13 protein-coding genes are annotated in these 15,115 nt (G+C 39.5%); 7 read left to right on the top strand and 6 right to left on the bottom strand.

Translation table 11 applies throughout. The features are described 5' to 3' along the window. Window positions 1–10 precede the first annotated feature (10 nt). From atpB to OGI71_RS23450, 4 genes are all read right to left on the bottom strand, one after another. The gene (atpB, locus tag OGI71_RS23465) at window positions 11–1,099 is read right to left on the bottom strand and encodes a F0F1 ATP synthase subunit A (RefSeq protein ID WP_282252380.1); all 1,089 of its coding nucleotides are present in this window, start codon (window positions 1,097–1,099) and stop codon (window positions 11–13) included. A gap of 94 nt (window positions 1,100–1,193) precedes the next feature. Continuing rightward, the gene (locus OGI71_RS23460; protein WP_282252379.1) at window positions 1,194–1,592 is read right to left on the bottom strand and encodes a hypothetical protein; all 399 of its coding nucleotides are present in this window, start codon (window positions 1,590–1,592) and stop codon (window positions 1,194–1,196) included. Beyond that, entirely contained in the window at window positions 1,585–1,812 is a 228-nt protein-coding gene (locus tag OGI71_RS23455) for an AtpZ/AtpI family protein (RefSeq protein WP_233789610.1), read from the bottom strand. Before OGI71_RS23455 ends, OGI71_RS23460 begins: the two co-directional genes overlap by 8 nt. Window positions 1,813–1,861: 49 nt before the next feature. Next, a complete protein-coding gene (locus tag OGI71_RS23450) occupies window positions 1,862–4,087 on the bottom strand; it encodes a helix-turn-helix domain-containing protein (protein WP_282252375.1) in 2,226 nt (741 codons plus the stop codon). Window positions 4,088–4,286: 199 nt separating this feature from the next. Here OGI71_RS23450 and OGI71_RS23445 point away from each other — a divergent pair, with 199 nt between their 5' ends. The 4 genes from OGI71_RS23445 (at window position 4,287) to OGI71_RS23430 (ending at window position 7,939) form a co-directional block, all read left to right on the top strand. After that, window positions 4,287–4,784 (top strand): cupin domain-containing protein, encoded by a 498-nt coding sequence (locus OGI71_RS23445; RefSeq protein ID WP_104385737.1) that lies wholly within the window; start codon window positions 4,287–4,289, stop codon window positions 4,782–4,784. A gap of 267 nt (window positions 4,785–5,051) precedes the next feature. Further along, window positions 5,052–5,795, top strand: a complete 744-nt coding sequence (locus OGI71_RS23440; RefSeq protein WP_282252373.1) for a hypothetical protein — start codon at window positions 5,052–5,054, stop codon at window positions 5,793–5,795. A gap of 10 nt (window positions 5,796–5,805) precedes the next feature. Then, window positions 5,806–6,915 (top strand): hypothetical protein, encoded by a 1,110-nt coding sequence (locus OGI71_RS23435; RefSeq protein ID WP_282252369.1) that lies wholly within the window; start codon window positions 5,806–5,808, stop codon window positions 6,913–6,915. 31 nt (window positions 6,916–6,946) lie between these two features. Next, the gene (locus OGI71_RS23430; RefSeq protein ID WP_282252367.1) at window positions 6,947–7,939 is read left to right on the top strand and encodes a hypothetical protein; all 993 of its coding nucleotides are present in this window, start codon (window positions 6,947–6,949) and stop codon (window positions 7,937–7,939) included. 73 nt (window positions 7,940–8,012) lie between these two features. Here OGI71_RS23430 and OGI71_RS23425 read toward each other — a convergent pair whose 3' ends face one another. Continuing rightward, entirely contained in the window at window positions 8,013–9,122 is a 1,110-nt protein-coding gene (locus tag OGI71_RS23425) for a hypothetical protein (RefSeq protein ID WP_282252365.1), read from the bottom strand. 22 nt (window positions 9,123–9,144) lie between these two features. Continuing rightward, entirely contained in the window at window positions 9,145–10,296 is a 1,152-nt protein-coding gene (locus OGI71_RS23420) for an SPFH domain-containing protein (RefSeq protein ID WP_282252363.1), read from the bottom strand. A 166-nt stretch (window positions 10,297–10,462) separates the two neighbouring features. On the opposite strand from OGI71_RS23420, the gene OGI71_RS23415 reads away from it, so the two are divergent. The 3 genes from OGI71_RS23415 (at window position 10,463) to OGI71_RS23405 (ending at window position 15,059) form a co-directional block, all read left to right on the top strand. Next, window positions 10,463–12,316, top strand: coding sequence for a DNA topoisomerase IV subunit B (locus OGI71_RS23415; protein WP_120262205.1), 1,854 nt, complete (start codon window positions 10,463–10,465; stop codon window positions 12,314–12,316). A 37-nt stretch (window positions 12,317–12,353) separates the two neighbouring features. Then, entirely contained in the window at window positions 12,354–13,196 is an 843-nt protein-coding gene (gene purU / locus OGI71_RS23410) for a formyltetrahydrofolate deformylase (RefSeq protein WP_282252362.1), read from the top strand. Window positions 13,197–13,280: 84 nt separating this feature from the next. Continuing rightward, window positions 13,281–15,059, top strand: coding sequence for a hypothetical protein (locus OGI71_RS23405; RefSeq protein WP_282252360.1), 1,779 nt, complete (start codon window positions 13,281–13,283; stop codon window positions 15,057–15,059). Window positions 15,060–15,115 lie beyond the last annotated feature (56 nt).

The raw sequence follows: 15,115 nt of genomic DNA, 5'->3' as shown, positions 1-15,115 counted from the left end.
AAAAATTCAATTAATGATGTGCGTGTTCTTCAACAGCCATTCCGATAAATAAAGATGACAACATTGTAAAGATAAAGGCCTGCAAAAACGCAACCAGTAACTCCAAGAAAAACAACACTAATGTCAACAACATCGACACCCCGATACTACCACCGACAGTCAACTGTTGTTGAAATAAATATACGATTGCGATCAAACCCATTACAACGGAGTGACCAGCAGTAATATTCGCAAACAAACGCAACATCAAGGAGAAAGGTTTTGTAAACATACCCAACACCTCAATTGGCGCCAAAATAAATTTGAAAGGAACTGGAACACCTGGCATCCAAAAAATGTGTTTCCAATAATCTTTATTAGCCTTAAAGTTGGTAATAAAGAAAGTGAATAAAGCCAAACATAAAGTGACTGTAATATTTCCCGTCACGTTAAAACCTAGTGGAGTCATACCCAACAAGTTTAAAACAAAGATCAAGAAAAACACAGATAAAAGATAAGGCATAAATTCTTTATAACGATGACCAATATTTGGAACAGCCATCTCATCACGTACATATAAAACCAATGGTTCTAAAACACGACCAACACCTTTAGGAAGGTTATTGACACCTTTCTTATATGTTTTAGCCAGACATATGAAACCCCAGAACAATAAGAATGCTGCCAATAACAGGCCCACCACATTCTTTGTAATCGAGAAATCTAAAGGTTTTGCATTCGTAGGGTGATGTGCTTCATCAAAGTTTAAGGTACCTGCAGCGTCCGTTTTATAGATTTTGCCATGGTAAAGTGTATAGTATTGACCGTTTTTCTCCACAACAGACTCGCCATGATGAAACTCGCCAGAAGAAAAAACAAACAATCCATTATCAATAAGAATTACTGGCAATGGAAAACCATAATGTTTTCCTGCTTTTTGATCGGAGAACAAAGAAAAATAATGATCATCCTGTAAGTGATGTTGACTATACTCTTTGATTTCCTCAGCTTGGGTTTTAGGCGCATCCCCATGCGCTTCCTCAGCTGCTTTTAAGGTAAAAGGATTGACAGCAAGAAAAATTACTGCAAATAATAAAAGTGCTCTCTTAAGATTCACCATTTCAGATTACTATTGAATAATAAAAAATTTTGCGCAAAAATACAATTTTATTTGGCATAAATCACCATTTGTTTAAACTTTTTCCAAAAATAGTTTAAACCTTTTTATCTGCTTGATTTAAAGCACTAAAAGCGACATAGACATCCACAAACAGAGAGATAAAAAATACGACCAAAAAGTTATATTCGATAAAGTTATTTTCAAAGATCTTTAACCCGTCTTTAATATAAATATATCCTGCAACACCTTTCAGGAGCACCAGCCCCAGAAATATAACCCCCAGTTTCTCTGGCATAGACCAATTTGCAAAAAATATCAAGACCGCAACCAGCAACGAAGAACAGAATCCAAAAGTATACAGCCCCACAAGACTGTAGGAGGTTTTGGCCCAGTATTGTTCCATGTTCATTCCGGATATCACTAAATAATGTGCAGTAAAACTTGCCACAAAGACGATCAGCAGTATAAGTATGCTTTTCAAATAACTATTCATTCTTATTAATTTGATTTGCCTGCCTGATGAACTGATACAAGGATACAACCACTCCCAACAACGTCAATCCCTTCATTCCCCATTCACCCGCAATGGCATATTTATTATCTAACCAACTCCCGACCCAATAAAATAAATATATTGTCACGCCCATCTGAATCGGCATGGAAGTAAATACAATCCATTTGTTAATTTTCTTATTGGTTTTCTCCTCTTTCAATTAGCTTATAATAAAAGGTTGACAAATATACATCATAAATCCTTACCCACTACAATCCTAAAACTTTTTGTCCAATTTTAATATCAGGATAATCGATATCTGCCCCCAACAACATCTTCAGTTCAGAAGATGATTTGTCTGGATTTGCACGAATGACATCAAGGATGCGGTCAAGCTTTTCTTGATCAATTAATTCTGTTGCCTCTACCTCTGTCCCTACAAAATTAATCAGATGCCCATAGATTGTACCAGCGACCATCCCACGCTTGCTCGCAATATCAGCGATACTCATCCCCTCTTTAAACATTTCTAACGAAATATCCTTTGTATCCAGCTTTTTAGCTCCTTCTTCGTCAGCGCTTTGTGCGGCCAATTCATCTTTTTCTTTTGTCTTGACCTGAGCAGCTACATCAAGCATAGCTGTTTGAAAATCTTCTCTTTTGGATAGCGTTTCGGCAATAATTAGACAATGTTGCAACTGCTCACGTTTCCGCTTATAATCCAACAATATTGCTTTCAATTCATCAACATATTTCTTTGTCCGCTTGCGGATCTGATATTCTTCAATATGCTTTGTCAGGGCCGCAATAAGATCCTTATCCATCCGTGGTAAAAACCAATTTACAGCGGCAGTAGAACGCTCGCAAATCAGGTCATAATCAATCGCATCCTTATCCCTAAGGAGATCATAAAGGACAACGATAAATTTGTGGGCCACCTTCTCCTGTGTCTGGAGCTGTTTAACGATCTCCTGAAAAAATTGAACAGCCTGCTCTTTCCCATCGATATTGCGTTCATCCATTGATTTCAGCAATTCCGAAGTTTCCACCAAAAGGCCATCCCACCGAAAACCATTCATCAAAATCTGTCCCAGATAATTTCGTTGGCACTGTTCCAATATTTCGTTAATACTGGACTGGGAATGCGCTCGTTGCGCAAACTCGACCACCTGATAATCTGTACGAATGGCATAAGATGGAATAATGGATTTAAGTACAAGCCCGTCCAAACTCGTCAAACGGCTTAACGCAACATAGACCTGTCCGGCCGCAAACGAGGTACCCGCATCAATAATTGCTTTCTGAAAAGTCAGACCCTGGCTCTTATGGATTGTAATAGCCCAAGCCAGTCGCAAAGGAAATTGAGAAAATGTCCCCAAGATCTCTTCTTTGATTTGATCCTGCCCTTTATCATAATTATAACGGATATTTTCCCAGGTCTCTCTTTTGACTGTCACCTCGTCAGAACCGTCAGGAAAAGTAACTGATACTGTTCCTTGTGTTGTATCAATATGTTTTACCGTACCGATCTTACCATTGTAATACTTCCGCTCATCACCAGAATCATTCCGAATGAACATCACCTGTGCTCCTATTTTTAAGGACAGCGTTTCCTCGGCAGGATAAGATCCTTGCGCAAAGTCATCCTTCACAACGGCTTTTAAATTAAGCATCTTTCCCGACAACGAAGCCAATTTTGCACTGTTGATCTCATCCGCATTCCGATTATGGGATGTCAATGTAATATATTGCTCCTCCTCTTTTGGCACAAAATCCTGTTGGTAATAGCCATTTAAGGTGGTTAGCATTTCACTGGTACATTGATTATTCCGTATCGCATTCAATATTGAAATAAACCCTTCATCCTGCTGACGATAAATTTTATTAAGCTCTAGCATGACCAAAGGGCTGTCCCTTAGAATCTTCGCATTGAAGAAGAATACAGACGAATAATGATCGCGGAGAATATTCCATTCCGCATCTTTGACCACTGGAGGCAATTGATATAAATCGCCAATAAATAATACCTGTAATCCCCCGAACGGACGCATATCGCGACGAACAGATTGTAATATCACATTGATCGCATCCAATGTATCTGCCCGTACCATCGAAACCTCATCGATAATCAATAACTCAAGTTCCTGTAAAATCGCCCGACGTTGTTTCGTTAGCTTTATTGTACTGAACAAACGCGATTTATTATAAATATGACTATCCTGCTCATCCCAGCGCAACTCATAATCTTCAACAAACGTTCCGAAAGGAAGCCAAAATAAAGAGTGAAGTGTCGTCCCACCAGCATTCATGGCAGCTACTCCCGTTGGCGCAGTAATCGCCATTTTCTTATAGCTATGCTCACGAATATACTTCAAGAAAGTCGTCTTTCCCGTACCTGCTTTTCCTGTAATAAATACATTCTGATTGGTTTGGTTAACAAATGCAACAGCCTGCATAAATGCTGTGTTTTCTCGATCGACTTGAAAATTTGACATATCCTGAAATTAGATTGACCACAAAACTAAGTATTTCATTTTGAAAACATATCCTATCGTTAGATTGTATATTTGATAAAAAAGTACATTTTATTGATGATTTTAGTAAAGCTAAAACGGTTAACTAAAAATATTAATGATTTTTTTCTATATTTAGCTGCTGAATTAATGATCAATAAATTTTTAGAAATTTTATAAGATGGCTATAGATAAAACCGCATTATTTGAAAAAGTGCAAGAGATGTTGACATCCAAAGGATTCAACATTGAGAAGTCGGATGCAGCGCGCCCTTGGGGTGGCTTTTTTGTCATCGACGAATCCCAGGCACAAGAGTTCGCAAATGAGTATTTTGGTGGATTGGATGTTCAGGAGTTAAGAATTTCAGGAAAATTAAGCCCAAAAATTCTGATCGTTGCTCCAGACAAGAGACTTTCTTGGCAATACCACCACCGCCGCGCTGAAATCTGGCGTGTTATTCAAGGCAACGTAGGTGTTATGGTTTCTGATACAGATGAGGAGTCAGTGGTATCTACTTTGAAAGAAGGTGAAACGATCAGATTACGTCAGGGACAACGTCACCGTCTAATTGGCTTGGATGGCTTTGGTATTTTGGCAGAAATTTGGCAACATACCGATGCGAACAACCCCTCAGATGAAGACGATATTGTTCGTGTTCAAGACGACTTTGGAAGATAGAAGTACTTTCTATCTATTCTTCATAAAAGGGCTGTCCACAAATGACAGCCCTTTTTCATTTTCATAGCTATCCCCCTAGATTCGTCATTTTTTCAGATATTGAAGTCTCATCTATTGCATCCGTATTTTATTAAGATTAAAATATAAGCTAGGTCTATTCGCCTCATTCTGACCATTAATTAACCTCATGATGATTTCGTTCCAATAAATTAGCTGTCACAATCCTAATTTTTACTATTTTAGTATACATAATAACAAAAATGTCACATGATGAGCAACAACGAAAACCAAAGAAGTTCTGGAATATTAAACAGTCTTAAAAAATTAATTTTCGAAGATGATCAGACGAGCTCTGCCCCTCAATCTCCGGCTTCAGCACCTGCTGCTCCGACACAAGAAAAATTAAATACTCCCACACCAACATATACGTCGGTAACACAGCCTGTAGCAACAGGCAAGACTCCGCCGCCTATTCCTATTACAGCCAACGATGGGTCCACGGATCTCAAAGAAATGAAACTAAAGGTTTATGCCATCCTCGAAAAACTCAATGAGCAGGGTGTCGATTTTTTTGAAGTCTGGAATGCCGCTGCTGCAATGGGAAAAGTAGAAGAAAACACCTTAAAAGCGGCCTATACCTCACTTAAGTTTGTCGATAGTTCACTATCGAAGGAAAAACTTGTGGCAACTGGCACAAATTATGCTAATAAGCTTAAAGAAACCATAGCCAAAGAGTCCGACCAGAAACAGGAGGAAAAGAAAAGGACAGAACAGGACCGAACAATGGAAATTGCGAATTTGAACAGTGAAATCAAAGCATTAACGGAAAATATCACCAAATTGCAAGATGACCTACAGAAAAAGCAGGTCGCCCTGGGACAGATTAATGAGAAGTACGAACCAAAGATCAAAGAAATCGAACAAAAAATAGCAATAGGCAATGCTGCTGTTGGTGAGGTTATTACCGAAATAAACAACGCATTGCATATGATTAATCAATCAATTAAATAACTATAAATCAATGGAAAAAAAAGATCAATACATCAATATTCCTGCTGAAATAAAGACACAACTCCCCATATTTCAAGTTTTGGGAGATCATTTACCCGCACAATTAAAATCTCCGGAAGCAAAAAAGACTGCTTCTACTGTTTTCTTTTGGGCATTACTTTTGGGCGGAGCATTTGCTTTTTTCAAATTCCTTCCCATTATGCTCGAATACGCAGGAAAGAGCATTTTATTTGTTATTTTCAGTATTATCCTGATCACCTTATTGCTTTTAGCTCCTAAGATCATCGCTCTACTACATCGCTTGGGTACCGTACTACTGTTCAAAGGTGAAAAATCCATTATTAGAAATAATCCCATCGAGACTTTACAATTGCTGTCCCGTGATGCCAAAGACACATTAAAACGTGTAAAGGAGAAGATCAGTAATGTCGACGGTGTTCGCATTGATATGATTCAAAGCGGTGAAACAGCGCAAAAAACTGCGGAAGAAAAGTATACTTATGCGAAAAGGTTTACAGCTGAAGCTGCTAATCTTGATGAAAAATCAAAAGAAGAAGCCAGCAAAAATAATGCAGAGAAAGCCAATGCTTATGCAAGAGATGCCAAAGAGACACGTACCAAAGCTTTTTTGCTAGGTAAAGAAGGGGAATCAGAAGAACAAAATGCACGTAGCTATGTGCAATACGCTAATCAGTTTGCGAAAGTACTGGAAGTCCTCAAAGACAATGAAAGCGCAGCACGTATCTATGTAAGCACATTGGATAGCAGTATTTCAATTATTTCCAAGAAGTTAGAAGCAACACAAAAAATGAAAAATGCAACGGATGGACTTGCCGATGTATTTAATATCAAAGATGGATGGGCTTTTCAGGAAGCAATGAATGCAGCTACAGGTGCTATCAGTCAAAACATTGCTTCGATTAGATCCAACTTGGATTTCTTGGATCAAAACAACAACATCACGGTCGGTGGCGCCCCTTCACAAGGAGAACTGGAAGAATTTATCCGTAAGGTTGACGAACGTAATTTGAAAGTACTCAATGTCACTCAGATGTCTGATGCGAGCTACGAGCTCAAGCCAGAGGAGAAAATCGACAAAGGCTTTACATTACTAGATTAATTAACAAAACAATATCATATTATTCAAAATTATGGAAGAGAAATCGACATGGGCCAGATTAAGATGGCCTATCAAAGCAATTATTATCGCGGTACCTATTCTTGCCATTGGCTATTGGGCGATGCAATCAGGTAAATTCGACACTACCCCAACTGTTAATAAAGCTGATACAACCAGTTTCAACGCACCAGATGCAGCTACCCCAAGCTCTGGAAGCGCACGTTCATTCAATTATCAACCTGAAAAACCGGTTGATGGAGAGTATAAGGGTGTTGTAGAAGTGGGCGCCTCAGGATTCAATTCCTTTGTCGTCAATATGGATAAAGAAAATCGTTGGGAGATTATTTCCAAAGATTTTGGTAAATCCTTTGCTTATGAAGGCTTAGCCAATACCGAAGATATCCGTAAAGGATTAAAAGACTATATCGGCATGATGCTCGATAAGGGTGTAAAATCCAAAAACATCCACTTTGTTATCAGCTCCGGCGCACAGAAAGAACCTAAGACGACGGTGATTAGTTCCGAACTCAGAAAAATGGGGTTTGTTGTTAACTTAGTGACTGCCGAACAAGAAGGAAAACTAGCGCTTAAATCTGTTCTTCCTAAGGCTTATGAAGAAAATTCTTTTGTTGTGGATATCGGTTCGGGTAACACCAAGATCTCCTGGATTGATGGTGATACCAAATCTGAGGAAGCACCTGGGGCAAAATATTATGAAAAAGATCTAAAAGACGATGCCGTTTATGCGGAAGTGAAAAAATTAGGCGAGAAAATACCTACTGGAAAAAGAGAAGTATGTTTTATCATCGGTGGCGTTCCTTTTGAATTAGCATCTCAGACACGTCAAGGAGAAGAACGGTTTACTGTATTGAACGACCCTTCCTCTTATAAAGCAGAAAAAATAAAAACCAAAAGCGGAGTAAACATCTACAAAGCACTTAAAGATGCTACCAATTGCGATACCTTTGTATTTGACTGGGACGCAAACTTCACGATCGGCTTCTTGCTTTCATTGAATAAATAATTACATTTTACAGCAACAAAAAGAGCTGTACTTTGAAAAAAGTACAGCTCTTTTTGTATCACCATTACAAACCTTAGCCCATAAAGCTCAAAAGATATAATACTAAGAGAATCAAAAGGATCAGGGATACTATTTTCCAGACACTATACGGTCTTTGTCCATAAACCTTGCCATTGAAAGCATTCACCATAATTTGATAACTCTTACCCTTATACTGATAAGCTGAGAGCCAGACCGGCAACAAAATATATTTCAATCTGATCGACTTAAAATCGCTATCGATGGAATCAATGTCCTGTGTATCCCCACCAATATCATCTTCTACCTGTCGCACAATTTCACGATCCATAATAGCACGGGCAGTTCCGGCAGCCACCACATGATCAACACTGAAAGTCTCCGCGATAAAACCACTTAAATACTGTTCATTAAACGGTTTCAGGTAATCTAGATTCCAAGGACCAATTTTGTCCGAAAACTTTTCGGGTAGTGAGGTGGATCCAGAAATAACAATATCTCTAAATCGACTATAGATCCTTCCTGAAGCCGGATACCAGTTCGTGCGGCGCTCTTCATATTCCTCCGTTTCACCGTCTGAATTACGTCGTGTCCGTGTTACATAATAATATTCCCCACGGGATCCTTCATAAGAAGAATCTACATCGGAGTCATAGGACCAAAATGGGATATATACCCCCTTCAGACGGTCGTTTCGCGTATTAAAGATTTTTTTGAAATCATTGGGAGCAAACCAGACCTTCCCTGCCCATTGGGTCAATAATCCAAACGCCTGTTTGTAGTCAACTGTAAAAGGTACAAGTCCGTGGGGTCTGACAATACGTCTTTGCTGATGATCAATAACCAATGGTGATGCACAGAAGGCACAAACATCTGCGGTAACATGCGGATTCAACCTTGAATTAGCGCCACAGTTGCTGCAATGAACAACCTCAGCTAGATAACTATAACGTTCATCTGCTACACCTTCCATTGCTTTACCAAAAACCTTATAATCCGTTGCTTCAATCTCGCCACTTACTGGTATTTCATCCGCAATTTCATTTTTAGTCCCACAATAAGAACATTCCAGATAGGAAGTTCCGGGTTGATAAGTCAAAACGGCACCACAACCTTGGCATTTTAACCTCCGATCTATTTCGGAGGTTTTCTCTTCAAAACTCATACTCGTGATAGCACTTATATCTCTAAACTCCAGGAATTGGTGGCGGGGTCTGTGAAAACAAATCCTTCAATTCTACAACTTTATCGGCCTCAGTCCAGTTATCTAGCCCTTCCTTCCATACTAACGTTGATGTGGTAAGCGTACCTTCACCCACTAATCCACGTAATTGTTCCTGATCGAAAGGTCCCTCCTGCTTGCCTTTTATAGCCAGGTAATAAGCAACGGCCTTGGGTAATGGCGGTGGCCCAGCTGATCCTGCTGCAACAGCTCCCGCACTGGCAACACCAGTAGGGTTATTCCCGTCAAAATTATTCGGTTGGAATACATTGCCCATTTGTCCAACCATCCCAGCACCCAAACCTGCACCAAAGCCTGCGCCAACAATACCACCACTGCTTGGATTTTCCGCTGCTTTCTCCATCGAATTGGCTGCTTGAAATTGCGCATAAGCACCAAGGTTCCCAACCACGCCCATACTACTTCTTTTATCCAGTGCTTTTTCCACTTCTTCTGGAAATGAGATATTCTCAATCAGAAATTTGGTCAAGCTCAATCCGATCTCCTCAAAATCTCCAGTAATTTTTTGTTGAATCAATGCGGAAACTTCATCGTAGTTAGAGGCTAAATCCAACGCTGGAATTTTTGATTCCGCAATAGCATCCATACCTCTTGACACAGCAATATTGCGCAATTGCTCAGTAATATCATCTACAGTAAATACAGGAGTCGTCGCAACCAGCTGTTTCATAAAAACAGGGACATCTTTCACTTGGAATGAAAAATTTCCAAAAGCACGAAGACGTATCGGTCCAAATTCAGGGTCACGCAACATAATCGGATTTTTTGTTCCCCAACGTTGATTGACAAACTGACGTAGGTTAATAAAATAGACATCAGCCTTAAACGGGCTATTAAAGCCGTACTTCCAACCTCTGATGGTTGTCATAATCGGCATGTTTTGTGTCGTCAATTCATATCTTCCGGGTTGGAATACATCGGCGACCACACCCTCATTTAAAAACACCGCTGCCTGCCCCTCACGTACAGTAAGTTGTGCGCCCATTTTTATTTCATTCTGATACCTAGGAAATTTCCATACGATCGTATCAGTACTATTATCGACCCACTCGATAATATCAATAAATTCATTCCTGATTTTATCAAATAACCCCATAAATTTTTCTCTTTACAATTACTTACACTAAATGTAAACATTTCTTGGGAAATCGCCAATTTTACCAATCATATCAGAAACCATAGATATCTAAAAAATTTAGTCTTCCATACCATATATCGTTTTTATTTTTTATACTTTTGTTAGCTAAGTTCTACATAAATTTATGAGTACATATAACGAAGACAGTATTAGGTCCCTGGATTGGAAAGAGCATATCCGCCTTCGTCCGGGAATGTACATAGGAAAATTGGGGGACGGTTCGGCCTACGATGATGGCATCTATGTCTTATTGAAGGAAGTTGTCGACAACTCGATTGACGAATTTGTGATGGGTGCCGGTAAAACCATTGATATTACTGTAAACGAAAACAAAGTTTCAGTACGCGATTATGGCCGTGGAATTCCGATTGGCTCTGTCGTAGATGTAGTTTCCAAAATCAATACAGGTGGTAAATATGACAGCAAGGCCTTCCAAAAATCCGTTGGATTAAATGGTGTGGGTACAAAAGCCGTCAATGCATTATCCAGCCAGTTTACGGTACAATCCTACCGCCAAAATATAACGCGTATCGCGCAGTTTTCCAAGGGGGAATTGGTAAATGACGAACAGAAAGACACTACCCAACGTAATGGTACATCGGTAACATTCTATCCAGATGATTCTATTTTCAGAAACTACAAATACCGTTCAGAATTTGTAGAGAATATGATCTGGAATTATGTTTTTCTGAACTCAGGTCTTACGATCAACTTCAATGGACAGCGATTTATTTCTGAGAATGGATTAAAAGATCTATTAGAAAGGAATATTGACGCAGAATCCATGCGCTATCCAATCATTCACCTACGTGGGGAGGATATCGAGATTGCAATGACCCATGGTCAACAATATGGAGAAGAATATTATTCCTTTGTTAATGGTCAGCATACCACACAAGGGGGAACACATCAAGCAGCATTCCGCGAAGCACTTGTAAAAACCATTCGCGAGTTCTACAAAAAAGAATTTGATGCATCAGATATTCGATCCTCGATTATTGGTGCCATCGCCATAAAAGTACAGGAACCGGTTTTCGAATCCCAGACAAAAACAAAATTGGGCTCTCAGAGTGTAGGCCCAGAAGGCCCAACTGTAAGAGGGTTTATCAATGACTTTCTCAAAAAAGCATTGGATGATTACCTACATAAAAATCCAAGTACTGCCGATGCGCTTCAAAAGCGTATTCTCCAATCTGAAAGAGAACGGAAGGATATTGCAGGGATCAAAAAACTAGCGAATGAAAGGGCTAAAAAGGCCTCTTTACACAACCGCAAATTGCGTGACTGTAAAGTCCATTTCAGCGATAAAAACGAGCGTAACCAAGAAACGACACTTTTCATAACAGAGGGTGACTCCGCTTCAGGTTCGATCACCAAATCACGTGACGTACAGACTCAAGCCGTTTTCAGCTTAAAAGGAAAACCGTTGAACTCTTATGGCATGTCCAAAAAGATCGTTTATGAAAACGAAGAGTTCAATCTCTTGCAGCACGCCCTAAATATTGAAGATGGGTTAGATGGACTACGTTATAATAATATCGTTATCGCTACAGATGCTGATGTCGATGGAATGCACATCCGTCTTCTGTTATTGACCTTTTTCTTACAGTTTTTCCCTGATTTGGTCAAAGCGGGACATGTATCTATTCTCCAAACACCATTATTCAGGGTTCGGAACAAAAAAGAGACGATCTACTGTTACTCGGATGAAGAAAGACAAAAAGCAATTGCAAAACTAGGAGCTAAGCCTGAGATCACGCGATTTAAAGGTTTAGGTGAAATATCGCCCTCTGAGTTTGGACTCTTTATCGGAAAAGATATCCGTCTTGACCCCGTTATTTTATCAAAAGACAATAAAATTCAACAACTATTAGAATATTACATGGGCAAAAATACACCAGATCGACAAAAACATATTGTCGAAAATCTACGTGTAGAAGTAGACCTTGAAGAAGAACTAACAAAAAAAGCGGGTTAAATTAACCCGCTTTTTTGCGACCTACGACCAATATTTCATGCACAACCAAACCTTAATTCTGATCCAATGTCAAGATGCCGTTGGATTGGTAGCCAATATTTCCAACACCCTGGCCCAGTATCAGCTTAACATCATTACCATGCGGGAATATGTTGATGAGGAGGCGAACAAGTTTTTTGTCCGCGTTGTCTGCAATGGTCTTTTTCCTGATCAAACACAGCTCGCCAATTCCCTAGCCAACGTACTTCCTCCCTCAGCTCAGATTCAAGTCAACCCCAGCAATCGAAAGAAAATTGTTGTTCTCGTAACCAAAGAGCACCACTGTTTAGCAGATATTCTTGTCCGGCAACATTTTGAAACCTGGGGAGCAGAAATACAGGCTGTCATTGGTAATTATGATACTTTACGTTCGTTTACGGATAAATTTGAGATCCCATTCCATTATATTTCGCATGAAGGTATATCGAAAGAAGATTTTGAGACACAATTGATTACCCAAATCAAACAATACGATTTTGATTATATTATTCTCGCAAAATTTATGCGGATCCTCTCCCCCCTATTTGTTGCAACATTCGAAAATAAGTTGGTCAATATTCATCATTCATTTCTGCCTGCATTTATCGGGGCAAACCCTTACAAGCAGGCACATTCTCGAGGTGTAAAAATCATTGGCGCGACAGCACACTTTGTCACGGACCAGCTTGATGAAGGCCCTATCATAGTTCAAGATATTCGTCATGTAAATCATACCTATACAGTCAAAGATATGGTTACTGCTGGGAAGGAGATTGAAAAAGCAGTTTTAAGTAGAGCGATCCGCTTATTGAGTGAAGACCGTGTGATGCTCAACGATTACAAAACGATTGTATTTGAATAGTGATCACAATCACCACTTTACACGTATAGTCATTATTTTTTTATCGCGTTATTCTTGATTATTTCGTAAAAGAACTATTTAAGAATGACGCACACTTTCCATATCCCTGTATTAGGACTTGCTTTTTCAATAGACTCAGCAATCAAAGTTGCCCGCTATGGCATCTCCACGGTCATGTCTATTGTAGACGATGAGCTCATAGAGCGCATCCGGGCATATTACTGCAAACTTAACCAACTAGCCTATAACCCCATTTATAAGCACGAAGAAGATTATAGGGCCAGTCGAATCACCGCTTATCTTGAGTTGGTCAAGACTTTAGTAGAACAGCAGATGGAAACGCTAAAGCAGCAAACTTTTACAAAGGATTCTGATCTAACAAAATATTTTCAGTTATTGCCGGAATCTCATCCTGCTAGACCAATCTATCATGCCATGGAAATTGAGACCAATACCAGTATCAAGCGGCAGTTACAAGAACTATTGGTCGGCTATGTAAACCCCGGTGAAATCGATGTCAATATTATGTCCAAAGTGGATAAACTGAATTTCAGAAATAATACTGCCTTAGATCAAAAATATTCAGATGCATCAGCTGCACTACGTGGATTCGCCAATTCCTCATTACATTCTGCTGTTATCCTATCTGCGGGAATGAATCCTCATTTATACGCCTATTTGGCCGAATTACCAGCATTCTTTCCAAAAGCTGACAGCACGTTTGACAAAAAGGTTGTTTTGAAAGTCAGCGACTTTAGATCATCGCTTATCCAGGCAAAATATCTAGCAAAAAAAGGTGTTTGGGTATCTGAATTCCGGGTAGAGTCTGGATTGAATTGTGGTGGGCATGCATTCGCTACTGATGGTTTTTTATTAGGTCCCATTCTTGAGGAATTCAAAGAGAAAAAAGAAAACTTAAAAATTGAACTCTTTACAATTTATCAGGATTATTGGGCATCCCAAGGTGTACTATTAACGGTTTTGCCTCCAATTAGGTACACTGTACAAGGCGGAGTAGGGACAGCTATGGAACACCGGTTTCTACTGGATTACTATGAATTTGATGCCGTAGGTTGGGGTTCTCCATTTCTAATGGTTCCAGAAGCTACAACTGTCGACAATGAAACACTGAAAGCACTAGAGGAAGCTGAGAAATCAGATTTCTATTGCAGTGGAGCATCGCCTTTAGGAGTACCATTTAATAATTTTAGACCAAGCAGTGCCGAAAAGTTACGATTGGAACGCATCAAAAAAGGGAGACCGGGTAGCCCCTGCAAGAAGGAATATCTTATCGCTAATCGTGAGTTCGGAGAAAAACCGATTTGTACCGCTTCGCGCGCTTATCAGCATCAAAAGATCCAAGAACTGCAGGCGCAAGAACTTACCGTTGAAGAATATAATAGGTCATTCGATACCATCACCGAAAAAACCTGTCTCTGTGAAGGTCTGGCGGCTCCTGCCTATCTCAAATACGGCATCCAACAAAATAAAGAACAGGCTGCTGTTTCTATTTGCCCCGGACCGAATCTGGTTTGGTTCAAAAGACAGTATTCTTTAAAACAGATGGTTGATCATATTTATGGTCGGGGTTCTATCCTAGAGCATTCAGATAGACCATTTGTGCTAATCAATGAATTAGACCTTTACATCGATCATATTCAAAAGTACGTCGAGGACAATAAAGACTTCCTCAATGACAAAAAAATAAAATATATCACTAAGTTCAAGGCGCAATTACAGCTAGGGATAGATTACTATCATAATCTACAAAATAAACTCCTTTGTATCCCTAAAAATACCCTGGAAGCCATACCATTACAATTGGAACTTGCTATGATCCGTTTAAATAATGTTCGTATTTAGGTACCATATCTATTCATGCTAAAAATAAACGCGGCAGGTCTTGTAGACCTGCCGCG

Origin of the sequence: Sphingobacterium sp. ML3W, assembly GCF_029542085.1 — a bacterium.
In the GTDB taxonomy this organism is placed as follows: Bacteria; Bacteroidota; Bacteroidia; order Sphingobacteriales; family Sphingobacteriaceae; genus Sphingobacterium.
This window is presented reverse-complemented; position numbering and strand designations above follow the sequence as displayed.